This window comes from Cellulomonas sp., assembly GCF_015234515.1.
Classification (GTDB): Bacteria; Actinomycetota; Actinomycetes; order Actinomycetales; family Cellulomonadaceae; genus Cellulomonas.
The window spans coordinates 1-23291 of the sequence record NZ_JADGMY010000004.1; the positions used below are offsets into that span (position 1 = coordinate 1).

22 protein-coding genes are annotated in these 23291 nt (G+C 74.7%); 10 read left to right on the forward strand and 12 right to left on the reverse strand.

Going from position 1 to position 23291, the window contains the following annotated elements:
* From IR158_RS00920 to mtrA, 8 genes are all read right to left on the reverse strand, one after another.
* The coding region (locus tag IR158_RS00920) for an aminotransferase class I/II-fold pyridoxal phosphate-dependent enzyme (RefSeq protein ID WP_291808276.1) at positions 1 to 687 on the reverse strand (687 nt) is incomplete at its 3' end.
* Positions 688 to 802: 115 nt separating this feature from the next.
* A complete protein-coding gene (secA, locus tag IR158_RS00925; protein ID WP_291808279.1) occupies positions 803 to 3607 on the reverse strand; it encodes a preprotein translocase subunit SecA in 2805 nt (934 codons plus the stop codon).
* A 119-nt stretch (positions 3608 to 3726) separates the two neighbouring features.
* Positions 3727 to 5013 (reverse strand): crosslink repair DNA glycosylase YcaQ family protein, encoded by a 1287-nt coding sequence (locus IR158_RS00930; RefSeq protein ID WP_291808282.1) that lies wholly within the window; start codon positions 5011 to 5013, stop codon positions 3727 to 3729.
* A gap of 466 nt (positions 5014 to 5479) precedes the next feature.
* Positions 5480 to 6115, reverse strand: coding sequence for a ribosome-associated translation inhibitor RaiA (gene raiA / locus IR158_RS00935; protein WP_291808285.1), 636 nt, complete (start codon positions 6113 to 6115; stop codon positions 5480 to 5482).
* A 157-nt stretch (positions 6116 to 6272) separates the two neighbouring features.
* Positions 6273 to 7154 carry a ComF family protein gene (locus tag IR158_RS00940; RefSeq protein WP_291808289.1) on the reverse strand — a complete coding sequence of 294 codons (882 nt, stop codon included), beginning with the start codon at positions 7152 to 7154 and terminating at the stop codon, positions 6273 to 6275.
* Positions 7155 to 7274: 120 nt separating this feature from the next.
* Positions 7275 to 8963 carry an LpqB family beta-propeller domain-containing protein gene (locus tag IR158_RS00945; RefSeq protein ID WP_291808292.1) on the reverse strand — a complete coding sequence of 563 codons (1689 nt, stop codon included), beginning with the start codon at positions 8961 to 8963 and terminating at the stop codon, positions 7275 to 7277.
* Positions 8960 to 10723, reverse strand: coding sequence for an MtrAB system histidine kinase MtrB (gene mtrB, locus IR158_RS00950; RefSeq protein WP_291808295.1), 1764 nt, complete (start codon positions 10721 to 10723; stop codon positions 8960 to 8962). Before mtrB ends, IR158_RS00945 begins: the two co-directional genes overlap by 4 nt.
* A 40-nt stretch (positions 10724 to 10763) precedes the next feature.
* On the reverse strand, positions 10764 to 11447 hold the full coding sequence (gene mtrA, locus IR158_RS00955) for an MtrAB system response regulator MtrA (RefSeq protein ID WP_291808298.1): 684 nt from the start codon (positions 11445 to 11447) through the stop codon (positions 10764 to 10766).
* A 165-nt stretch (positions 11448 to 11612) separates the two neighbouring features.
* Here mtrA and IR158_RS00960 point away from each other — a divergent pair, with 165 nt between their 5' ends.
* From IR158_RS00960 to IR158_RS00990, 7 genes are all read left to right on the forward strand, one after another.
* Positions 11613 to 12779 (forward strand): hypothetical protein, encoded by a 1167-nt coding sequence (locus IR158_RS00960; protein WP_291808301.1) that lies wholly within the window; start codon positions 11613 to 11615, stop codon positions 12777 to 12779.
* Positions 12776 to 13423, forward strand: coding sequence for a DUF4129 domain-containing protein (locus IR158_RS00965; RefSeq protein ID WP_291808304.1), 648 nt, complete (start codon positions 12776 to 12778; stop codon positions 13421 to 13423). Before IR158_RS00960 ends, IR158_RS00965 begins: the two co-directional genes overlap by 4 nt.
* Positions 13420 to 14610: a DUF4350 domain-containing protein gene (locus IR158_RS00970; RefSeq protein ID WP_291808307.1), complete on the forward strand. Its 1191-nt coding sequence runs from the start codon at positions 13420 to 13422 to the stop codon at positions 14608 to 14610. Before IR158_RS00965 ends, IR158_RS00970 begins: the two co-directional genes overlap by 4 nt.
* Positions 14607 to 15746 (forward strand): MoxR family ATPase, encoded by a 1140-nt coding sequence (locus IR158_RS00975; protein ID WP_366928394.1) that lies wholly within the window; start codon positions 14607 to 14609, stop codon positions 15744 to 15746. The genes IR158_RS00970 and IR158_RS00975 overlap by 4 nt, the downstream gene beginning before the upstream one ends.
* A 4-nt stretch (positions 15747 to 15750) precedes the next feature.
* Positions 15751 to 17067 carry a DUF58 domain-containing protein gene (locus IR158_RS00980; protein ID WP_291808310.1) on the forward strand — a complete coding sequence of 439 codons (1317 nt, stop codon included), beginning with the start codon at positions 15751 to 15753 and terminating at the stop codon, positions 17065 to 17067.
* A 40-nt stretch (positions 17068 to 17107) separates the two neighbouring features.
* Positions 17108 to 18271: a winged helix DNA-binding domain-containing protein gene (locus IR158_RS00985; RefSeq protein ID WP_291808313.1), complete on the forward strand. Its 1164-nt coding sequence runs from the start codon at positions 17108 to 17110 to the stop codon at positions 18269 to 18271.
* A 149-nt stretch (positions 18272 to 18420) separates the two neighbouring features.
* Positions 18421 to 18876 carry a DUF1801 domain-containing protein gene (locus tag IR158_RS00990; RefSeq protein ID WP_366928395.1) on the forward strand — a complete coding sequence of 152 codons (456 nt, stop codon included), beginning with the start codon at positions 18421 to 18423 and terminating at the stop codon, positions 18874 to 18876.
* A 9-nt stretch (positions 18877 to 18885) separates the two neighbouring features.
* On the opposite strand, the gene IR158_RS00995 is transcribed toward IR158_RS00990, so the two are convergent.
* Complete coding sequence (locus IR158_RS00995) at positions 18886 to 19875, reverse strand: stage II sporulation protein M (RefSeq protein ID WP_291808317.1); 990 nt, start codon at positions 19873 to 19875, stop codon at positions 18886 to 18888.
* A gap of 72 nt (positions 19876 to 19947) precedes the next feature.
* Here IR158_RS00995 and IR158_RS01000 point away from each other — a divergent pair, with 72 nt between their 5' ends.
* Positions 19948 to 20796 (forward strand): RDD family protein, encoded by an 849-nt coding sequence (locus IR158_RS01000; RefSeq protein ID WP_291808319.1) that lies wholly within the window; start codon positions 19948 to 19950, stop codon positions 20794 to 20796.
* Between the two features lie 33 nt (positions 20797 to 20829).
* Here IR158_RS01000 and IR158_RS01005 read toward each other — a convergent pair whose 3' ends face one another.
* From IR158_RS01005 to IR158_RS01015, 3 genes are read right to left on the reverse strand one after another with little or no spacing between them, the layout of a single operon-like run.
* On the reverse strand, positions 20830 to 21039 hold the full coding sequence (locus tag IR158_RS01005; RefSeq protein WP_291808322.1) for a hypothetical protein: 210 nt from the start codon (positions 21037 to 21039) through the stop codon (positions 20830 to 20832).
* A 52-nt stretch (positions 21040 to 21091) separates the two neighbouring features.
* Complete coding sequence (locus IR158_RS01010) at positions 21092 to 21346, reverse strand: hypothetical protein (RefSeq protein WP_291808326.1); 255 nt, start codon at positions 21344 to 21346, stop codon at positions 21092 to 21094.
* On the reverse strand, positions 21343 to 21732 hold the full coding sequence (locus IR158_RS01015; RefSeq protein WP_291808329.1) for a DUF3499 domain-containing protein: 390 nt from the start codon (positions 21730 to 21732) through the stop codon (positions 21343 to 21345). Before IR158_RS01015 ends, IR158_RS01010 begins: the two co-directional genes overlap by 4 nt.
* Before the next feature lie 97 nt (positions 21733 to 21829).
* Here IR158_RS01015 and IR158_RS01020 point away from each other — a divergent pair, with 97 nt between their 5' ends.
* Together IR158_RS01020 and IR158_RS01025 are read left to right on the forward strand one after the other, a co-directional pair.
* Positions 21830 to 22351, forward strand: a complete 522-nt coding sequence (locus IR158_RS01020; protein ID WP_291808331.1) for a metallopeptidase family protein — start codon at positions 21830 to 21832, stop codon at positions 22349 to 22351.
* A gap of 25 nt (positions 22352 to 22376) precedes the next feature.
* Positions 22377 to 23285 carry a glycosyltransferase family 2 protein gene (locus IR158_RS01025; protein WP_291808334.1) on the forward strand — a complete coding sequence of 303 codons (909 nt, stop codon included), beginning with the start codon at positions 22377 to 22379 and terminating at the stop codon, positions 23283 to 23285.
* The last annotated feature ends 6 nt before the right edge of the window (positions 23286 to 23291 follow it).

Below are 23291 nucleotides of genomic sequence, written 5' to 3' on the forward strand. Positions count from 1 at the left end.
CACGGCCATGGGGATGTGCGCGGCGTCGTCGAAGAGGATCCGGTCGTAGATCTCGTCGGAGAGGATGAGCAGCGAGTTCTCCCGCGCGATCTGCGCGATCCCTTCGAGCACCTCGCGGGAGTACACCGCGCCGGTGGGGTTGTTGGGGTTGATCACGACGATCGCCTTCGTGCGCGGGGTGATCTTCGCGCGGATGTCGTCCAGATCGGGCTGCCAGCCGTCGAGCTCATCGCACAGGTAGTGCACCGGGGTGCCGCCGCCCAGGCTCGTCATCGCCGTCCACAGCGGGTAATCCGGCGCGGGGATCAGGACCTCGTCGCCCTCGTCCAGCAGCGCCTGCATGACGATCGTGATGAGCTCGGAGACGCCGTTGCCGAGGTACACGTCATCCGGATCCAGCGCGGGGAAGCCGGCGACCTGCTCGTAGCGCGAGACCACTGCCCGCCGCGCCGACATGATGCCGCGGCTGTCGCTGTAGCCGTGGGCGTGCGGGAGCGCCTCGATCATGTCGCGGACGATCTGGAACGGCGCCTCGAAGCCGAAGGACGCCGGGTTGCCGGTGTTGAGCTTGAGGATCGCGTGACCCTCCGACTCCAGCCGGTCGGCCTCGACGAGGGCCTGCCCGCGGATCTCGTAGAGGACGTCCTTCAGCTTGGAGGACTGATCGAGGGGGCGAAGCGGGCTCATCGGATCAGGATATCCCCGGCCCGCGTGCCGGCATGCGCACCCTCAGCGGGCCAATCCCCGCCCCGTGGCGTCGAGCCGGCCCGGCCCCTTCGACCTCTCGCACCGCTGAAGGGGCCTACTTCTTCTTGTCGGCGGCGCGACGCTGCGCGCGGTTGGCCGCGGGGGCGGCGGGTCCGGCACCGTCGGTGCGCTGCCCGAAGGCGCCGCGCGGGGCCTCGGCGGTGCGGGTGGGAGCACCGCCGGTCGCCGCGGCGGCCTGACGGAGGCGCCCCGTGGCGGCCTGCTGCACCTGCCCGCGCTCGTTGCGCACCTCCACCTCGCCGGCGTCGTTCGCCGCCGAGTACTCCAGTCGCGGCGTTTCGGCGGGACCGGCCGAGAGGCCCTTGGCCTCCACCTGCGCGCCCTGCTCACCCTCCGCGCGGCGCACCTCCACCTCGAGGTTGAACAGGTAGCCGACCGACTCCTCCTTGATCTGCCCCATCATCGCCTGGAACATCTGGTAGCCCTCGCGCTGGTACTCGATCAGCGGGTCGCGCTGGGCCATCGCCCGCAGGCCGATGCCGTCCTTGAGGTAGTCCATCTCGTACAGGTGGTCGCGCCAGCGGCGGTCGAGCACCTGGAGCACGACGCGGCGTTCGAGTTCGCGCACCGCCTGCTCGCCGAGCTCTTCCTCGCGCTTGGCGTAGGCGATGCGGGCGTCGGAGAGGATCTCCCGCTTGAGGCCCTCGGCCGTGATGCGGCCGCGCGCGCCGGCGTCGGCGACGACCTCGTCGATCGTCACGCCCACCGGGTAGAGGGTCTTCAGCTCCGTCCAGAGGGCGTCGAAGTCCCAGCTCTCGGTGTGACCGCTGCCGGTGTGGTCGTCGATGACGGCCGAGATGGCGTCCTCGATGAAGTGCTGCACGCGGTCGGCGATGTCATCGCCCTGCAGGATGTGGCGGCGGTCGGCGTAGATCGCCTCGCGCTGGCGGTTGAGCACGTCGTCGTACTTCAGGACGTTCTTGCGGATCTCGGCGTTGCGCGCCTCCACCTGGGCCTGCGCGCTCTTGATGGCGCGGGAGACCATGCCGGATTCGATCGCGACGTCGTCGGGGAAGTTCGCACGGGCGAGGATCGCCTCGGCGGCCCCGGACTGGAACAGCCGCATGAGGTCATCGGTCAGCGACAGGTAGAACCGGCTCTCGCCGGGGTCGCCCTGACGGCCCGAGCGACCGCGCAGCTGGTTGTCGATGCGGCGGGACTCGTGCCGCTCGGTGCCCAGGACGTAGAGGCCGCCGGCCTCGACGACCTTGGCGCCCTCCTCGGCCGCGGTCTCGCGGACGCGCTGGTACACCGCATCCCATTCGGCCTCGTACTCCTCGGGAGTCTCGACCGGGTCCAGACCCTGGGCCTTCAGCTCCTGCACGGCGAGGAACTCGGGGTTCCCGCCGAGCATGATGTCGGTGCCGCGCCCCGCCATGTTGGTGGCGACGGTGACGGCGCCCAGGCGCCCCGCGCGCGCGACGATCTCCGCCTCGCGTGCGTGGTTCTTGGCGTTGAGCACCTCGTGCTTGATGCCCTTCTTCGCCAGCAGGCGCGAGAGGTACTCGCTCTTCTCCACGCTCGTGGTGCCCACCAGCACCGGCTGCCCGGTGGCGTGGCGCTCGACGATGTCTTCGACGACCTGGGCGAACTTCGCCGTCTCGTTCTTGTAGACGAGGTCGGACTGGTCCTTGCGGATCATCGGCTTGTTCGTGGGGATCGGGACGACGCCGAGCTTGTACGTCGACATGAACTCCGCCGCCTCGGTCTCGGCGGTGCCGGTCATGCCGGCGAGCTTGTCGTAGAGGCGGAAGTAGTTCTGGAGCGTGACGGTCGCCAGGGTCTGGTTCTCGGCCTTGACCGGCACGCCCTCCTTGGCCTCGATGGCCTGGTGGATGCCCTCGTTGTAGCGGCGACCGACCAGGATGCGGCCGGTGTGCTCGTCGACGATCATGACCTCGTCGTTCATGACGACGTAGTCGGCGTCGCGCTTGAACAGCGCCAGCGCCTTGATCGAGTTGTTGAGGAACGAGATGAGGGGGGTGTTGGCCGACTCGTACAGGTTGTCGATGCCGAGGTAGTCCTCGACCTTCTCGATGCCGGGCTCGAGCACGCCGATGGTGCGCTTCTTCTCGTCGACCTCGTAGTCGACGCCCGCCTCGAGGGTCTTGGCGATCTTCGCGAACTCCACGAACCAGCGGTTCGCCTCGCCCGAGGAGGGGCCGGAGATGATCAGCGGGGTGCGCGCCTCGTCGATGAGGATCGAGTCGACCTCGTCGACGATCGCGAAGTGGTGGCCGCGCTGCACGAGGTCGTCGACGCTCCACGCCATGTTGTCGCGCAGGTAGTCGAAGCCGAACTCGTTGTTGGTGCCGTACGTGATGTCGGCGGCGTACTGCTCGCGGCGCTGGGCGGGCGTCAGCTGCGACAGGATCGTGCCGGTCGTGAGCCCCAGGAACCGGAACACGCGACCCATGAGGTCGGCCTGGTACCCGGCGAGGTAGTCGTTGACGGTGACGACGTGGACACCCTTGCCGGTGAGCGCGTTGAGGTAGGCGGGCGCGGTCGCGACCAGCGTCTTGCCCTCACCGGTCTTCATCTCGGCGATGTTGCCCAGGTGCAGCGCCGCGCCGCCCATGAGCTGGACGTCGAAGTGTCGCTGCCCCAGCGTGCGGCGGGACGCCTCGCGCACCGCGGCGAACGCCTCGGGCAGCAGGTCGTCGAGCTTCTCACCCTCGGCGAGGCGCGCCTTGAACCGGTCGGTCTCCTCGCGCAGCTCGGCGTCGGACAGCGACGTGAAGCTGTCCTCCAGCGCGTTGACCTGGGCCGCGACGCCGGACAACTTCTTGAGGATCCGCCCCTCGCCCAGCCGGAGGACCTTCTCGAGGATCGCCGTCACGCAACTCTCCCGACGTCGTTGGCGCCCGTCCGCTCACGGCGTCGGGGCGTGCGTGTCGCCCGACCGCTCGACCGGGCCCGACCATCGTAGGCGAGGCGGAGGACCAGCGTGGTCCTCGCTCACCCTGCGGCGGTGGCGACCTCACGCCCGAGCGCGGCCGCGAGACCTCCGGCCGCGTCCCGGTCGACGTGGACGTCGGGCAGGCCCAGCCACCCCGCCACGCCGCGGAGCTCGGCGGCGAGCTCGTAGGCGACCTCGGCGTCACCCGGCGCCCCCGTGGCCGGGTCCCCCGCCGGACCCGGAGCGCGGTGCACCGCCGGCACGCGCAGCACCCCCGCGCGGCGGTCGGCCTTGAGGTCCACCAGGGCGACCATCCGCTCGCCGAGCAGGAACGGCAGGACGTAGTAGCCCCAGACCCGCGACGCCGCCGGCACGTAGATCTCGATGCGGTACCGCAGGTCGAACAGGCTCTCCGTCCGGGTCCGCTCCCACACCAGCGGGTCGAACGGGCTGACCAGCGCCCGGCCGCGCGCGCGGCGCGGCACCGTGGCGTCACGGTGCCGGTAGAGCGGGCCGCGCCACCCCTCGACCTCGACGGGCCGGAGCACGCCCTCGGTCACGAGCTCGTCCACGACCGCGCGCGTCGGCGCCGTCGCCGTGCGCCAGTGGTCGGCCAGGCACCGCACGCTCGCGATGCCGTGGGCACGGGCGGCGATCTCGACGAGGCGGCGCCGGGCGGTCCGCTCGTCGACCGGCGGGGCCGCGAGCACGTCGGGCGGCAGCACGCGCTGCGGGAGGTCGAAGCGACGCTCGAACTGGGCGTTGCGGCCCGCCGTCGTGAGCTCTCCGACGTAGAACAGGTGCTCGAGGGCGCGCTTGGCGTCCGTCCACGACCATCCCCACGCCTCCGAGCGTCGCCCTGCGCCCCCGAGGACCTCCTGCACCTCGCGCGCGGTGACGGGCCCCAGGTCCTCGACGATGCTGCGGACGGCCGCGACCTCCGGGGAGCGCCCCACCGGGACGCCGTTGAGCTCGTCCCCCCGCTGCTCCACGCGAGCCCGGTTGGCCGCGTGCTTGAACGCGAGGTCGCGGAACGTCGAGGGCGGCACGAGCGACGCCTCGTGCGCCCAGGTCTCGACCAGTCGACGCGGCGCCCTGGCGGTCGCGCGGTCCAGCGTCGCGACGTCCCACGCGCCGACGCGGGAGTAGACCGGCATGAGGTGCGCGCGGGCCAGGACGTTGACGGAGTCGACCTGCAGCAGGCCCAGCCGGTCGACGACCTGCTGCAGCTCCCGCGTCCCGCCGGGCGCCCGCCGGGCGGGCCGGGGGCGGTCGAGCCCCGAGGCGCGCAGGACGGTACGACGCGCCTGCGAGCGCGTCAGCCTCTCCGGGCGGGTGTCGACCATGCCGGCGATGCTGCCCGCACCCTCTGACATCGCCGCCCACGGGGATCCTCTCGCGGCGGCCAGGACCGATAGTTTCGCCACCTGACGGACCTCGGACGCGGCGTCGACGACCGCCCAAGTGCCGAGACAGGGCCGAAATATGCGCTATCGGCGCCGATCTGCCGTCGCCGCAGGACACCGGCGACCCGCCCGGCGGCTCGAATCGCTTCAGCCCGGCGCCGCGACGTCGAAAGTTTTCCGAAACTTGACCGCAGCACTTGACGCACCCCTGCTGCGCGGCGAACGTCGTGTTCCGCGACCGCGGGCTCTCGGCACTCCGGCGGTCACGATCGGCTCCCGGTGCCGGACGGACCGCGCCGTCCGGCACCGGGGCTCCACGCGCCGGCAGGAGGTCGTCCCCCGGCACGGCACAGCACGGCACGGGGCGGCGGGCCCGTCGGCCCGCCGCCCCGGTTCCCGCGTCAGGTCAGCTGACGGCGCGGCTCGATCCGCTGGTCACGACCGGCACGTCGAGCTTGATGACGCCGTAGCTCCAGCCGCGACGGCGGTACGCGACCGCGGGCTGCGCGGTCTCCGCGTCCACGAACAGGAAGAAGTCGTGGCCGACGAGCTCCATCTCGTAGAGCGCGTCGTCCACCGTCATCGGCTCCGCGCGGTGCACCTTCTCGCGGATGAGCACCGGGGAGTCGCCCAGGACGGTCTCGGTGACACCGTCCTCGCCAGGCTCGCGCTCCGGCGGAGCCGGCGGCTCTGCCGCCGGCGGGCGCACGTCCACGGGCGTCAGCGGAGTGTGGTTGCGGTGGTCCTTGCGCCGGTCGCGCGCACGGCGTAGGCGCTCGAGCAGCCGGCCGAGGGCCACGTCCAGGGCTGCGTACGCGTCGTCCGCGCACGCCTCCGCCCGGATGACGGGTCCCTTGTCGACCACCGTCAGCTCGACCCGCTCGCTGTTGCCGGACTGGCGCGGGTTCGGTTCGTGCGACACGAGGACGTCGACGCGCTGTGCGCGTGGGGCCAGCTGCTCGATCTTCGCGAGCTTGCTCTCGAGGTGGGCGCGATACCGCGGGGACACCTCGGTGTGCCGGCCTGCAACCACGATCTCCATGTGGGCCTCCTGGGAGGTCAGGGGCGAGCGGAGCCCGCCCGGACGATACGTACGTCTACGGCCCCACGACGGGGGCGGGCGGCATCACCTCCTCGGCCGCTCGTCCCCACCCGACTGCGGCAGGAGACCTTCGCGGCGTCGTACCCAGGGTCTCACGCTAGCCCGCTTCCGGGGCCGCACGGTCCGCCGGCTGGTCCGTACGGGCGACGTCCGGCGGCGTGGCGCCCGCCGGCGCCGGCGTGGCTGCGAGCGCGACGGCGCCCAGCACCACGGCACCGGCGGCGACGAGCGCCGCGTGGCAGGCCGCGAGCGTGGCACCCGTCGTCAGCACGTCGTCGGCGAGGACCACGCGACGTCCGTGGAGGCCGGGCCCCCGACGCACCCGCACCCTGCCGACGAGCGCCGCGCCCCGCGCCCGCGCGGTGAGCCCGGCCAGGTCGGGACCCGCCGACCGGCGCAGCACGCAGGCACGAGCGGCCGGCACCCCGCCGTCCCGCAGACCGGCTGCCACCGCCGCGGCGAGCACGTCGGCGGGCGCGCGCCCCCGTCGACGACGTGCGCGCGCCGTCGACGGCACGGGCACCACGAGCACGTCCGGGACGACCGGCGGTGCGTGGGAGCCTGCGAGCAGGTGGACGGCCGCGGTCGCGCCGGCGCGGCGGACAGCCGACACGAACGGACGGTCGAGGTCGGCCCGTCCCCCGTCCTTCCACGCTGAGACGGCGTGCCGCACCGGTCCGACGTACACGGCGGGCGCCCAGACCGGCAGCAGGGTGCGCCCGTCCAGGAGGTCGAGCCGCCCGGCCGCGTGGTCGCGGCGGACCGCGGTGCCGTGCAGCGTGACGGCGCACGGCGCGCACCATGCCACGTCGGGCTGCCCGCAGCCTCCGCACGCCACCGGCACGAGCAGGCCCACGAGGTCGCGCCACGCCGCAGCGACGAGGGCGACCGCGCGTGCGGCGACGGGCGGCGTGCGTCCCGTCACCGACCGCGCGGCGAGGGAGGAGGGCGGTGCGGGGCGTCGTCGGTCGGGCGGCACACGGTCAGCCTGCTCGTGCGACGCCGCCCGCGCCGTCCCGCGGCCACGTCGGTGGACGCGGCCTGCCCCGTGCAGCCCTGTGGTCGGCTCGGCGCCGCGCGAGCCCTCCGCCACCCGCCGTCACCCGGGGAACGCGGCCCCCGCCACCTCGAGCACGCCGGTGACCCCGGGGACCGGCACCCACGTGCCGCCCTCGTGACGCCGTAGGTCACCATCGGCCGTGACGACGTAGAGCGAGCGGGTCCCCCGGTCGGCGGCGAGCTCGACCGCGTCCGCGACCGCGGCCAGCGGCGTGCTGCCACCCGCGACGGGCACGAGGTAGGGCGTCGCGCCCGCGTCGCCGTCGGCCAGCACGCCGAGCGTGACGTCGTCGACCCACACGATCGACGCGCCCGCGACGGGCGTGAGGGACGCGCCCGCGCCCACGCCGGGCCCGACCAGCAGCGGGACCGCGCCGCCGTCCCGCACCACGCCCGCCACCTCCAGCGTCACGCCGTCGGGGCCGCGCGACACGATGGCCACCCGCGTGCCGTCACGCGACACCCGGACCGCCTGCACGGTCCGTCCGGCCAGCCAGTCCGCGGTGACCTCGACCGAGGTGCCGTCGAGCCGCACGGCATCCAGGTGCCCGGATCCCGAGCCGCTCGCGGTCCACACCCACCCGAACCGGTCCACGGACGGGGAGGCCAGGGCGGGGCCGGTGAGCAGTGTCCGCTGCCCGGTGCCGTCGACGGGCACCGCGACCAGGGTCGAGGCGTCGGCGAGCGCGACACGCAGCGAACCGTCCGCGGATCGCGCCGGGCCCGCGGGCCGTGCTCCCTCGATCGGGAGGACGTCGTCGACCGCGACGGGCGACTCACCGACCAGTCGCAGCGTCTGACCGTCGACGAGGAGCTCCAGCGCGCCGGGGTCCGGGGTCGGCAACCTGTCGGGCACGCCCTCGAGCGGTGCCCCACCGGCCCCTGCCCGCACGACCAGGGTCGTCACACCCAGCGGGCGCAGCGACGCCTCGAGCTGCGCGAGCAGGAGCCCGCGGTCCGCCTCCAGCACCGCCCGCGCCGGCTCGAAGGTCATCTCGGCCACTCCTCCGCTCTCGAAGGAGACCGCCTCGGGCTTGAGCTCGGTCCCCGGAGGGAGCGCCGACGTCACGGCGTCCTGGAGCCACGTCGAGGGGCCGGCGAGGAGCGCACGGACGACGGCCGTCGGCACGTTGCGGTCGCGGAAGAACCGGACCTCCGGCACGAGCATCCTGCTGTCGGGCGTCAGGAAGTACAGCGACGTCTCACGGAACGTCTGCGTGAACCGGCGGGAGTTGACGACCAGGACGTCCGGGGCGTGCGAGATGCGCCAGTCGCCGCGCGCGTCCTGCACCAGCTCGTAGCGCAGCGTCTCCAGCGCGTCGGCGGGCACCTCCAGGTAGCGCCCGGCGGCGTCGACCTTCGCCTTCACGGTGAGGGACACGGTGACCTGGGCGTCGCCCGTCTGCTCGACCTTCGTCGCGCTCGCGACGATGGTGTCGGCGCCCGGGTCCCACTCGGTGCGTTCGTCCGCCGCGAGGAACTCGCGCGTCACCTCGAAGTCACCGGTGGCCTCGGCGTCCGCCGCGAGCAGGAACCCCTCGACGATGCGGGCGGGGTCGGCGTCGGACTGCGGGCCCTGAGCCAGGACGTCGACCCTGTCCTGCTCGCGCACCTCCTCGCCGCCGCCCACCGTCACAGGGCCCCCGGTCGGGATCGCGACGCACGCCGTCAGCGCCCAGACGACGGTCGCGACGCAGACGACGGCGCGCGTGCGGGCGGCGCGCGTCACGACCGCCTCCGCGCGGTACCGGCCGTCGGCGCGGCGTCGTCGGTGCGGACGTCGGTCCGGACCGGGTCGGTCGGGTTGCTCACGATGGCGATCTCCCCCGTCATCGGCGGCAGGTCGGGAAGCGCCGCGGGGTCGGTGCTGCGCAGCGGTCCCGCGTCCGCGACGGACGGCTCGTCGGGGTCCGGGGCGAGCGGCAGCGGCGACCCGTCCAGCCGGATGCCCGCGCGCCGCGGCAGCGTGAGCCGGAAGCACGCGCCACGACCGGGTCGACCCCACGCCTCCAGCCTGCCCCCGTGCAGGTGCGCGTCCTCCAGCGAGATGGCCAGACCCAGACCCGTCCCCCCGGTGGTGCGCGCCCTCGCCGGGTCGGCACGCCAGAAGCGGTCGAAGACGTGCAGCGCCTCGTCCTGGGTCATGCCGACACCATGGTCGCGGACCGTCACGGCGACGGCCGTGGCGTCGACACCGACGCGGACCTCCACAGCCGACCCGTCGGCGTGCTCGATGCCGTTCACCAGCAGGTTGCGCAGGATGCGCTCGACGCGCCGCGGGTCCACGTCGGCGTCCGCACGGACGTCGGGGAGGTCGACGTGCAGCCACGACCCCCGCCGCTCCGCGAGCGGGGTCACGTTGTCGACGGCCTGCAGCACGATGCCGCGCAGGTCACGCCGCTCCGCGTCGAGCACCGCGGCCCCCGCGTCGAACCTGCTGATCTCGAGCAGGTCCGCCAGCAGGTCCTCGAACCGGTCGAGCTGCGTGGCCAACAGCTCGGCGGAGCGCTTGATCGCGGGGTCGAAGTCGTCCCGCGCGCCGTGGATGACCTCTCCCGCCATGCGGATGGTCGTCAGCGGCGTCCTCAGCTCGTGGGACACGTCGGAGACGAACCGCCGCTGCAGCATCGAGAGCTCCTCCATGCGGTGGATCTGGTCCTGCAGGCTCTCGGCCATCTCGTTGAACGTGCGCGCCAGCGTGGCCATCTCGTCCTCGCCACGCACGGCCATGCGCTCGGAGAGGTGACCGTCCGCCAGACGCTCGGCCACGTGGGCCGCACGACGCACCGGGTGGACCGTGCGACGGGTCACCAGCCACGTCATGGCACCCAGCAGCCCCACGACCGCGACCGCCGCGAACGCCAGGGTCCGCAGGAGGAAGTCGAGGCGGTCCTGCTCCGCCTGCAGGCTGTAGAGGAAGAACATCTGGTAGGTCCCGGCCATGGGCACGTCGACGTTCTGCCCGACGACGATGCCCGGCTCCACCTGACCGTTCCCCACCGGGATGGCGACCGACTGCCAGTGCTGGCGGTCGTCCACGACGGCCTGCTTGAGCTCACGGCTCACGAGCTCGACGAGCGAGCGGTCGGTGGCCGTGGCGCCCACGCCCACGCCCGTCTGCCCCGGGGCGCGCAGCAGGAACACGTCGCGCTCCCCCGAGCCGCCGTTGCGCTGCGCGGTCGTCACGTCCTCGAGCTGCCGAGCCACGTCGGTGAAGGTGTTGGCCGCGGACGCCGCGAAGACCTCCTGCGCCTGCAGCGTGCTGCGCGTGCTCTCGGACAGCACCTGCTGGCGTCGCTGGTCGAACAGGCCGCCGCTGGTGAGCTCGCCGACGTACACCCCGATGCCCGCGAGCGCGACCAGGCCGATCGTCAGGGTCGAGACGAGGAGGCGCAGCTGCAGCGACGACCGCCACCGCCGGGCCAGCGCGCGCGCCGGTCGCCACGCTCGCGCGCGTCCGAGCCGGCCCCACGCCGTCAGCCGCGGCACGTCGCCCGGCCTTCACGCCCTGGCGCTCGGCGCACCTGCCTCACGTGCCTGCGACGCCCGCCTTGTAGCCGACGCCCCGCACCGTCACGACGATCTCCGGGCGCTCCGGGTCCGTCTCGATCTTCGAGCGCAGGCGCTGGACGTGGACGTTGACCAGCCGGGTGTCGGCCGCGTGGCGGTACCCCCAGACCTTCTCGAGCAGCACCTCGCGCGTGAAGACCTGCCACGGCTTGCGTGCCAGCGCCACGAGGAGGTCGAACTCCAGCGGTGTGAGCGAGATGGAGCGGCCCGCGCGCTCGACGCGGTGCCCGGGGACGTCGATCGTCAGGTCGCCGATCGTGAGGTGCTCCGGAGCCGGCTCGTCGCTGCGGCGCAACCGTGCACGCACACGCGCCACCAGCTCCTTGGGCTTGAACGGCTTGGAGATGTAGTCGTCCGCGCCGGACTCCAGCCCCAGCACGACGTCCACGGTGTCGCTCTTCGCCGTGAGCATCACGATGGGCACACCCGACTCGGCCCGGATCTGACGGCACACCTCGGTGCCGTCCTTGCCGGGAAGCATCAGGTCGAGCAGCACGAGATCGGGCTGGGTGGCCCGGAACACGCCCAACGCCTCGTCGCCGTCCTCACAGAAGACGGGGTCGAAACCCTCGGAGCGCAGCACGATGCCGATCATCTCGGCCAGGGCGGTGTCGTCGTCGACCACCAGGACGCGTCCCTTCATGCCGACGATCCTCTCATCGACCCGGCCTCCCGCGGAGCGAGCACGCCGCGCAGCCGGGTGACGGTGCGTCCACGACCGGCGCTCACCTGCGTCGTGGCACCATGGGACCCGCCGACGCGGCGACGCGGTCGGGCCTCAGCACGCCAGACACGAGGAGTCCGACGCATGACCTCCCCGCAGGACGACGGCTCCGGTCCCGCGTCGTGGGCGCACCCCGCCGGCCCGCCGGCGGACTCCTCGGCGCCGGGCGCCGCCGTGCCGCCGCCACCTCCTGGTCCGCCCGGCGGCCCGCAGGGTGCCGCGTGGGGCCAGCCGTCCGCCCCGCCCGCGTGGGGCCAGCCGTCCGCCCCGCCCGCGTGGGGCGCGCCCCCGCCCGGGGCGGCGCCCGCCTGGCACCTGCCGGCGCTGCAGCCCGGGATCATCCCCCTGCGCCCGCTCGGTCTCGGCGAGGTCCTCGACGGCGCGATCCGGGCCGTGCGCGCCAACCCCGCGGTGATGTTCGGGCTCTCGGCGGTCGTGGTGACCGTCGCCGTCGCGCTGCAGACCCTCGTCCAGCTCTACGTGTCCGGCCTGATCGGGGCCGCTCTGAGCGACCTCGAGCTCGACAGCACGATGGCGAGCACCGACGCCGCTCTCGTCGAGATGCTGTCCACGAGCGGCGGACAGGCGCTGACGGTGCCGCTGCTGGTCCCCGTGACCTCCGTGCTCACCGGGCTCCTCATCGTCTCGGTGAGCCGTTCCGTGCTGGGTCAGCGCGTGGCGCTGCGTGAGGTGTGGCGCACCCGCCGCGTGTGGCTGCTCGTCGGCTTCGGTCTGCTGCAGCTCGTCGTGCCGTTCCTCCTGGTCCTGGCGTGGGGCGGGGGCGTCGCCGCGCTCGCCGCCGCCGGCGCCGGCGAGGCGGCGCTCGCCGTCGCCCTGCTGGGAGGTGGCGCCCTGCTCGTCGTCCTCGTGTGGCTCACGGCGCGGACGCTGCTGGTCCCGCCGGCGCTCATGCTCGAGGGCAGGCGGTTCTGGCCGACCGTCGCGCGCGCCTGGCGGCTGACGCGCGGGAGCTTCTGGCGGCTGCTCGGCATCTACCTGCTGTCGAACCTGCTGGTCTCGGTGCTCATGTACCTGTTCATCGTCCCGGCGGCCGTGGTGGCGGGCCTGGTCACCGCCGCGTCCGGCTCGGACGACCTGACGGTCCTCGTGTCGGCACTCGGGCAGGTCGTCGGACTGACGCTGTCCACGACGTTCCTCGCGGCCGTCGTCGCCCTCCTCTACATCGACGTGCGCATCCGTCGCGAGGGGCTCGACCTCGAGCTCGCGCGGGCTGCCACCGGTGCCGCATGACGCGTGCGGGATGGCCGGCCGTGCACGTCGTGACCGGGGTGCCCGTCGAGCCCGATGCCGCGCAGGCGCGTCGGTGGCTGCGCGAGGAGCTGCTGGACCCCGCCTACCACCGCCCCGAGTCGCTGCTGCAGCGGGCCCTGGCGTGGCTCGCCGACCAGCTCGAGAACATGCCGTCGCTCGGCATGTCGAACCGGACCGCCCTGCTCGTCGTCGTCGGCGTGGTCCTCCTCGTGGTGCTCGTCGCCCTGCGCGTCGCCGGGCCCGTGCGCGCGACCGCGCGTCGGCGACGGGTCGGCGTCCTGCACGCCGACGACCGCCGCACGGCGCAGCAGCTGCGCGACGCGGCCGACGCCGCGGCCCGGGCCGGCACGTGGTCGGTGGCCGTCGCCGACCGGTACCGCGCGGTCGTCCGCGGCCTCGAGGAGCGCGGGCTCCTCGACGAGCGCCCCGGCCGCACCGCCCACGAGGCCGCGCGCGTCGCCGCGGCCGCGCTCCCCCAGCACACGGACCTCCTGCGCGACGGCGGCGACCTGTTCGACGACGTCGTCTACGGCGAGCGCTCGGCGACGCCCGGGGACGACGCGGCGATGCGCGCCCTCGACGACGCCGTCCGCGCGGCACGCCCCGCGGCGGCTGTGACGTGAGTGCGACCGCACAGCTCCCGGAGGTGCTCGGGGACGGGTCGACGGGTCGCTCACGGGCCGTCGGCCGCTGGCGGCGATCGCGGCCGTGGCTCGTCGTGCTGGGGATCGTGCTGCTCGGCGGCCTCGTCCTGACGCTGCCCGCCCCGCCGACGAGCAGCACGCCCGGTGCACCGGACAACCCCGGCGGGACGGGTGCGCGTGCCGTGGCCCGCGTCCTGGAGCGGCAGGGGGTCACGGTCGAGCACGTCACCACCACGGCGGCCGCCCTGCAGGCCGCCACGGGGGACGGCACGGTGCTCGTGGTGGGTGACCAGTGGCTCACCCCGGAGCAGGTGGACGTGCTGTTCGAGCTCGACGACGACCTCGTCCTCGTCGACGCCGGATGGGCCCTGTCGACGCTCGCCCCCGACGTCGTCGCGGCCGGGACGGGAAGCACCCGGTCGCTGCGCGAGGCCGCGTGCGACGACCCCGACGCTCGCGCTGCCGGCACCATCACCGCCGCGGGCGGGTACGTGGACCTCGCGGACGGCGCAACGACGTGCTTCCCCGCCGGCGACGGGACGCGCGGCGGTGCGTACGTCACGTTCGAGCAGGACGGTCGCCGCGTGACCGCGCTGTCCGACCTGCACCCGCTGACGAACGCCGCGGTCGACGACGACGGCAACGCCGCGCTCGCGCTGCGCATGCTCGGCCGTCACGACCACCTGGTCTGGTACGTCCCCACGTTCGACGACCTCGGCCCCGTGGCCGCCGACGGGGCCGGCACGTCGCTGACCGACCTCGTGCCCTGGGTGGTGCCGGTCGCCGGCTGGCTGGTGCTCGTCCTCGTCGTGACGGTCGTCTGGCGCGCACGTCGGCTCGGACCGGTCGTCGCCGAGCCGCTGCCCGTCGTCGTGCGCTCTGCCGAGGCGACCCGCGGCCGCGGGCGTCTCTACCGGCGGGCACGGGCCCACGGGCACGCCGCCGCCGCCCTGCGCGCCGGGACGGCGGCCCGCGTCGCGCACCGGCTGGGACTGCCCCGGTCGGCCGACGCACCCTCGCTGGTCGACGCCCTCGCGCGTGCCACCGGCCGGCCGGCACGCGACGTCGAGGCGTTGATCTACGGCCCGCCACCCACCGACGACGCGGGCCTGCTGCGGCTCGCCGACGACCTGCACCACCTGGAGAGCGAGGTACACCGACCGTGACCGACGAGACGCCGCGACCCCCGAGCACCTGGGGTGTCCCGCAGAGCCCGACCGCGCCCGCTGCCGAGGCACCTGCCACCGCACCCGGGCCGACCCCCTCGGGTGCCCCCGCACCCGCCGCACCGCAGGTGACGCCCGGGTCACCGGGGACCGACGCCCCGGGCCGGTCCGCTGCCACGGCCGCGGGCGCCGACCTGCGCGCGTCGCTCGCCGCCGTGCGCACGGAGGTCGGCAAGGCGGTCGTCGGCCAGGACGCGGCGGTCACCGGCCTGATCATCGCCCTGCTGTGCCGCGGGCACGTGCTGCTCGAAGGCGTCCCGGGCGTCGCCAAGACGCTCCTGGTGCGGTCGTTGTCGGGGGCGCTCTCGCTCGGCACCAAGCGGGTCCAGTTCACGCCCGACCTCATGCCGGGCGACGTGACCGGCTCGCTCGTCTACGACGCGCGCACCGCCCAGTTCTCGTTCCGCGAGGGCCCCGTCTTCACGAACCTGCTCCTGGCGGACGAGATCAACCGCACGCCCCCCAAGACGCAGGCCTCGCTCCTGGAGGCGATGGAGGAGCGTCAGGTCACGGTCGACGGGGAGCCGCGCCTCCTGCCGGACCCGTTCGTCGTGGTCGCGACGCAGAACCCCGTCGAGTACGAGGGCACGTACCCGCTGCCCGAGGCCCAGCTCGACCGGTTCCTCCTCAAGCTGCTGCTCCCGCTGCCCGAGCGCACCGACGAGGTCGAGGTGCTGGCGCGGCACGCGGCGGGCTTCGACCCACGTGACCTCGCGGCCGCCGGCCTGCGTGCGGTGGCAGGGGCCGACGACCTGGCGCGTGCACGGGAGCAGGTCGCGCGGGTGCAGGTCGCGCAGGAGGTGCTCGGCTACGTCGTCGACGTGTGCCGTGCGACCCGGACCTCGCCGTCCCTGGGTCTGGGCGTCTCGCCGCGTGGCGCCACCGCGCTGCTGGCGACGTCCCGCGCGTGGGCCTGGCTCTGCGGGCGCGACTACGTCACGCCGGACGACGTGCAGGCGCTCGCGCACCCCACCCTGCGGCACCGCGTCCAGCTGCGGCCCGAGGCCGAGATCGAGGGCGTGACGGCCGAGTCGGTGCTGGACACGGTGCTCGCCTCCGTGCCGGTCCCCCGCTGAGCCCGTGGCCCTGACGTCACGCGCGGTCCTGGTCGCGCTCGCCGGGCTCGTCCCGGTCGCCCTGCTGCCCGCTCCCCTGACCGTGATCGTCTGGGCGGCCGTCGTCCTCGCGCTGTGCGCGGTGGACGTGGCGCTCGCGGCCTCGCCGCGCGAGCTGGCGGTCTCCCGACGCCTGCCGCCGTCGGTCCGGCTGTCAGGGACGGTCGCGGCGGTCCTCACCTTGCGCAACGTCGGCCGGCGGACGGCACGGGCCGTGGTGCGCGACGCCTGGCCGCCCTCGACCCTGCCGGACGGTGACGCGCCCACCGGTGCGCGCACGCCGCGCCACCGCGTGGACGTGCCGGCGGGCGAGCAGCGCAGCGTGACGACCACGCTGGTCCCGACCCGCCGCGGTGACGCGGTCGCCGAGCGGGTCACGGTCCGGACCCTGGGCCCGCTGGGTGTCGCGGGGCGTCAGGTGTCGCTCGACGTGCCGGGGCGCCTGCGCGTGCTGCCGGAGTTCGCGTCGCGGCGGCACCTGCCCTCGCGCCTCGCGCGCCTGCGGGAGCTCGACGGGCGGGCCGCGGTCCAGGTCCGCGGGGCGGGCACGGAGTTCGACTCGTTGCGCGAGTACGTCGACGGCGACGACGTCCGGTCGATCGACTGGCGGGCGACCGCGCGACGGCGCGAGGTCGTCGTGCGCACCTGGCGCCCCGAGCGGGACCGGCACGTGCTGCTCGTCGTCGACACGTCGCGCACGAGCGCGGCCCGCGTGCTCGACGCCACCCGGCTCGAGGCGTCGGTCGAGGCGGCCCTGCTGCTGGGGGTGCTCGCGGCGCACGCGGGCGACCGTGTCGAGCTGATCGCGTACGACCGCCGGGTCCGTGCCCGCGCCGCGGACTCGCACTCCTCACGCGTCCTGCCCGCACTGGCCGAGGCGCTCGCCGGCGTGCAGCCGGCGCTGGTGGAGACCGACTGGCCGGGGCTCGTCGGGCAGGTGCGCTCACGGCTGAGCCGGCGCGCCCTCGTGGTGCTCCTGACGTCGCTCGACCCGGCGGCGGTCGAGCAGGGGCTCCTGGACGTCGTCGGCGGGCTGACGCGTCGTCACCAGGTCGTCCTCGCCTCGGTCGCCGACCCCGAGCTCGAGCAGCTGCGGACGTCGCGACGCACGGTGGAGGAGGTCTTCGACGCCGCTGCGGCGGAGCGCACGTCGTTGGAGCGGGCGGCCGTCGGCGTGCGGCTGCGGCAGCGCGGCGTCGAGGTGGTCGAGGCCTCGCCCGACGACCTCGCACCGCGGCTCGCGGACACCTACCTCGCGCTCAAGGCGGCCGGACGCCTGTAGGTCGCGGCCGGTGTCGGTCCCGGGCGCTACGTTCGGCACCGTGCTGGACGACCGCTCCCTCAACCGTGCGCTCCTCGCGCGTCAGCACCTCCTGCAGCGCACGTCCGACGACGTGCCGACGGTCGTCGAGCACCTCGTCGGGCTCCAGGCGCAGAACCCGTGGTCACCGTTCCTGGGCCTGTGGAGCCGCGTCGCGGGGTTCACCACGGCGGACCTGGACGCGGGCCTGAGCGACCGCACCCTGCTGCGGATGGCCGTGATGCGCTCGACGGTCCACCTCGTCACGGCGCGTGACGCCCCGGTCCTGGCGGCGCTCGCGCTGCCGGTCATGGCCGGTGAGCTGCGTGCCAACCCCCGGCGGCGCGCAGCGCTGGACGTCGTGGACCTCGACCGCCTCGTCGAGCGCGCAGCCGCGTACGTCCGCGCCGAGCCGCGGCGGACGACCGACCTCGGCGCCCACCTCGCGCAGGAGTGGCCCGCCGCGCACCCGCAGGACCTCTCGGCGTTCGCACGTGCGCTCCTGCCCTTGGTGCAGGTGACGCCTCGTGGGCTGTGGGGACGGTCGGCCGCCACCACGTGGACGACGCTCGACACGTGGGTCCCCGATGCGGTCGCAGCCGCCGGGGACCTCACGGTGGCGGACGCGCGCGCCCGCGCCCTGGAGGACGTCGTGCTGCGCTACCTCGGGGCGTTCGGCCCGGCGAGCGTCGCGGACGTCCAGGCGTGGTCGGGGCTCACGGGTCTGCGGGACGTCGTCGCGGGCCTCCGCGACCGCCTCGTCGTCCTCCCGGCGGCCCCCGCACGGGCGGGTGGCAGGACGCGCGAGCTGCTGGACCTCCCGGACGCACCCCGGCCCGACGGGGACGTGCCCGCTCCGGTCCGGCTGCTGGCGGACTACGACAACCTGTGGCTCGCGCACGCCCAGCGCACCCGCGTGATCGACGACGAGCACCGGCTGCGGCTGCGCACGCCCAACGGGCGGCTGCCCGCCGCGGTCCTGGTCGACGGCCGGGTGGGCGCCACGTGGGCGATGACGCGCGAGAGCGGCGGACGCACGGGCCGGCGCGTCACGGCGACGCTGACCGTCACGCCGCTCGACCCCCTGCCCGCGGCACGGCGCCGCGAGGTCCTGGAGGCGGCCGAGCCGGCGGTGCGCTTCCTCGCCGACGACGCCGACGCGCACGTCGTCCGGTACGCCGGCTGACCGGCCCGGAGCCTCAGCCGACGGTCACGACGTCGCGCCCGGTCGGCGAGCCGCACACCGCGCCAGGCGGTCAGGATCCGAGAAGCACGGCTCCGACGCCCGCTCCTAGGGTCGGTCGCACATCCGTCGGTCGAGCGAGGGAGTGTCAGGTGGCAGGCAAGGGTGCGACGTCGGTGGGTGGTTTCTCCGCGCAGGAGCGCGCGGCGATGAAGGAGCGGGCTGCGGAGCTCAAGGCGGACGCGCGACGCGCGCGTGCCGCGGACAGGGCGGCAGCGGACGAGGCGGACGTGCTCGCGAAGATCGCGACGATGCCGCAGGAGGATCGTGCGCTGGCCGAGCGGGTGCACTCGATCGTGACGACAGCGGCGCCGGAGCTCGCGCCGAAGCTGTACTACGGGCAGCCGGGGTACTCGCGCGACGGGAAGGTGGTGTGCTTCTTCCGCAGCGGGCAGATGGACAAGGAGCGCTACTCGACCTTCGGGTTCAGCGTGCAGGCCGGGCTCGACGACGACAGCGGCCTGTGGGCGACGTCGTTCGCTTTGGTCCAGCCGACGGAGGCGGCGTGGGAGAGGCTCGCCGCGCTGGTGAGGCACGCGGTCGAGTGACCCGAGGACTCAGCCGGCGGTGGCGACCCCGTACCCGGCACGGTCGGCGTCGAGGTCGCCCGTGTGGCCGGCCGCGACCGCACGGCGGCCCAGGACCAGCACGTACGCCCAGAACGCCGCCAGCACGACGACGCCGATCGCCACCCTGACGGGCCACGGCAGCGACGAGCCGGTCACGAAGCCCTCGACGAGCCCGGACACGGCGAGCACGCCGACGAGCCCGAGCGCGACCGTGAAGAGCGCGCGCCCCTCCTGGGCGAGCGCCCGCCCGCGGGTCCGCGGTCCGGGGTCGACCAGCGTCCAGAACAGGCGCAGCCCGGCGGCCCCCGCCACGAAGACGGCCGTGAGCTCGAGGAGCCCGTGCGGGGCGATGAGCTGGAGGAACACGTCCAGACGGCCGTGGGACGCCATCAGCCCGCCGGCGGACCCGACCCCGACGGCGTTGGTGAACAGGACGTAGGCCGGCGCGATCCCCGTGATGCCGGTGCCCACGCACAGCGCCGCGATCCAGGCGTTGTTGGTCCACACCATCGCGGCAAATCCGGCGCCGGGCGCGTAGTACTCCGCGAACGCGTGGTCGACGTACTGCTGCTGCTCGCTCGGCGTCCCCATGAGCGCCAGCGCCTCCGGGGACGTCGCCACGAGCACGCCCGTCGCCACGGCGACGGCGAGGAACGCGGCCGTGACGGCGACCGTCCACCAGCGGATGCGGTAGAGCGCGGCAGGCAGCCGCAGGAGCACGAACGACGTCACGTCGGACCAGGACGGTGCGTGCGTGCCCGCCAGCCGGCTGCGTGCACGCACCAGCACCTGCGACAGACGCGACACGGTCTCGGGGTCCGGGGCGGCCGAGCGCACCGCCGACAGGTCCGTCGCCGTGGCCTGGTACAGCGCGACGAGCTCGTCGGCCTCGGCGCCGGTCAGTCCGCGACGGCGCGAGAGCTCGTCGAGGCGCTGCCACGTCGGCGTGCGCGCGCGGGTGTAGGCATCGAGGTCCACGCCCCCAGCCTGCCATCGTCCGGGGCACGCGCGTCACGTCCCGGCGCACGTGGCGGCGGCTACTCTGCCCAGGTGACCGCCACGACGCCCCGCCCGACCCAGCTCCAGGACGGTGTCGTCATCGGGGAGGGCGTCGTGCTGGACTCGCGGCCCGCGTCGGTCGCCTCACGCCTGCTCGCCGCGATCGTCGACCTCGTCGCCCTGCTCGTGCTCGCGATCCTCGCCCTGCTCGTCCTGGAGAACCTGTCCCTCAGGCTCGACGAGTACACGAGCCGCATCCTGCTGATCGTCGTCCTCGTGACGGTCACCGTCGTGCTGCCCACGACGGTCGAGACCCTGACGCGCGGCCGCTCCCTGGGCAAGCTCGTCGCCGGCGTGCGCATCGTGCGGGACGACGGCGGGCCGATCGTGTTCCGGCAGGCCTTCGTGCGCGCGCTCACCGGCGTGGTCGAGCTGTGGCTGACGTTCGGCTCCGTCGCGGTGATCTGCTCGATCTCGCACCCCCGCGGCAAGCGCATCGGTGACGTGCTCGCGGGCTCCTACGCGTCACGTGTCCGCACCGCGGCCCCGGTGCGCAACCCGGCCGTCATGCCGCCACAGCTGGCGGGGTGGGCGGCGCACGCCGACGTGGCGCGACTGCCCGACGGTCTCGCGCTCGCGATCCGGCAGTTCCTCGGACGCGCCGGCCTGCTGCACCCCGGCTCCCGGGCGGAGCTCGGGACCCGCCTCGCCGGCGACCTGCGACCGTACGTCAGCCCGCCCCCGCCGGCCGGGACGCACCCCGAGGCGTTCCTGTCGGCCGTGCTGGCCGAGCGGGGCCGCCGCGAGACCGTCGTCGAGCTCGAGCGCGTGCGGCGCGAGCAGGCGGAGTCCGTGCTGCTGCGCCGGCTTCCGCACGGCGTCCCGGACCCCGACGTCTGACACCGGCAGAGGGGTCCGTCGTCGCGGCTCGCGTCAGGACGCCGGTCGCGCCTCGTCGACGAGCAGGACGGGGATGCCGTCGATCACGGGGTAGACGAGCGGGCGCTCGGGGTCGGTCGAGACCAGGACCGGCGAGCCGTCGTCGGACACGCCGTCGACCAGCTCGGCTCCCGTGACGGGGCACCGCAGCAGGGCGCGGGCCCAGGGCTCGAGGTCGGTCGCGGGTCGGTCGCTCGCTGCCATGGCATCTCCAGGGTCGTCGGGTCGTCGTGCAGGCCGGTGCGGCGAGATCGCGTCAGTCGCGCGGGACGCCGTCAGGGCCGAGCGCACGGCCGTCCCCGCCGACGACGAACCAGGCGGTGGCCTCGCAGTCCGGGCAGGACGCGAACACGGCGGGGTTCCCGGCAGGCAGGGAGACCCGCATCCGCGTCATGTCGACCGCCCCGCAGACGTAGCAGGCGGGAGCGATGTCGGAGTCGTCGACGACGGGCCTGGTGATCGACCCGAGCGGCTCGTCCGCCGGCGGACGGCGGTCGCGGGGCGCGCTCACGGCTGCTCGCTCGGCGCGGACCCGGGCACGACCCGCAGGTGGCCACGACGACGGGCCGTGTCGACCGTGGGGGCCGCGACGGGCGTCAGCGTCGGCGCCGCCTCGGGGGCACGCCGACGTCCGGCCTCCCGCACCGCCTCGGCGAGGGCGACGAGGTCGTCGTGGCTCGGCGCCGCCGCCTGCAGGTCGGGGAGCAGCCGCACGACCTCCCACCCGCGTGGGGCGGTCAGCCGGTCGGCGTGCTCGACGCACAGGTCGTAGGAGTGCGGCTCGGCGAGCTGCGCGAGCGGCCCCAGCACGGCGGTCGAGTCGGCGTAGACGTAGGTCAGCGTCGCGACCGCGGCATGCGGGCACGCGGTGCGCGAGCACTGCCGGACGGATCTCACGAGCAGACCGTACCCCCGGACGCGCCCTTCGCGTCGCGCGCTCGGTCCGCGTGTCGGGCCCCCGCGTCGGCGCCCCGACGCTGGCTACAGTGGCGGGGTGAGTCCGCTCGGCCCCCGCCGCCCCGCCGTCCCCGGTGACGGTGGCACCGTCCCCGCCGCGCGTCGTCGGACGACCGACGTCGCCGCCGCACTCGGCCCCGTCGCACCTGCCCGCCGTCGCGACCGACGCGGCCGCGGCCTGCGCGGACCCGTGCTGCCGATGGGCGCCCCGGCGTACCGGACGCGCGCCGAACGCTTCGACGACCTCGTGCTCGACGCGGTGGAGGACCTGGAACGGCGGTGGGCCCGCCAGCTCGAGGGCGCGGAGTTCGCGGTCGAGGACGTGCCGCCGTCCAACCCCGCACCGTGGGAGCACGGCGGCGTGCCGCTCGGTCGCTACTTCCCCGCCGACGCGGGCCTCCCGCACCGCATCGTGGTCTACCGACGTCCCATCGAGGCCCGGGCGGCCGACGACGGCGACCTCGCGGACCTGGTGCGCGACGTCGTCGTCGAACAGGTGGCGCACCTCCTCGGCCGTGGCCCCGAGGAGATCGACCCCGGCTATGACGACGGGCACTGACGTCCGCGGACTAAGGTGACGCTCGATGACCACGCCCCCCTCCCCCGAGCCGGTCGACGTGCGCAGCCCCGCGCGTGACACGGCTGCCCCGCTCGTCCGGGTCGTCTGCGTCGTGTACCACCCGGGCGACGAGCTCGCCCGTTTCGCAGCGACCCTCGCGACCGCCTCCAGCACGCCCGTCGAGCTCGTCGTCGTCGACAACGGCACCGATCACGCCGTCGCGGAGGCCGTCGTCGAGCAGTCCGGCGGACAGCTCGTCGTGCCCGGCTCGAACCTCGGCTACGGCGCGGCGGCGAACCGGGGCGCGGCGGGTGCGCAGACGCCGTGGATCGTCGTCGCGAACTCCGACATCGAGTGGACGCCCGGATCTCTCGAGCGGCTCGTCGCCGCAGGCGAGGAGCAGCCGAGCGCCGGCTCGCTCGGGCCGATGCTGCTCAACACGGACGGCACGACGTACCCGTCCGCACGCGCGCTGCCGTCGCTGCGACAGGGCGCCGGTCACGCGGTCTTCGCCCGCGTGTGGCCGGGCAACCCGTGGACGCGCGGCTACCACGCGCGCCAGGAGTCGACCGGTGGCTACCTCCGCGAGGCCGGCTGGCTGTCGGGGGCGTGCCTGCTGCTGCGCCGGGAGGCGTTCGAGCAGGTCGGCGGCTTCGACGAGAGCTACTTCATGTTCTTCGAGGACGTCGACCTCGGCGAACGGCTGGGCCGGGCCGGCTGGGAGAACCTGTACGTGCCCGACGTGCGCGTGACGCACGTCGGGGGCACGTCGTGGCGCGAGCGCCCGGCCCCGATGATCCGGGCGCACCACGCGAGCGCCCGGCAGTACCTCGAGCGCCGCTACCGGCACTGGTACCAGGTCCCGATGCGCTGGGCGCTACGGGCAGGGCTCAACGTCCGGGAACGGGTGCAGCTGCGCGACTCCCCGCGCTGAGGTCAG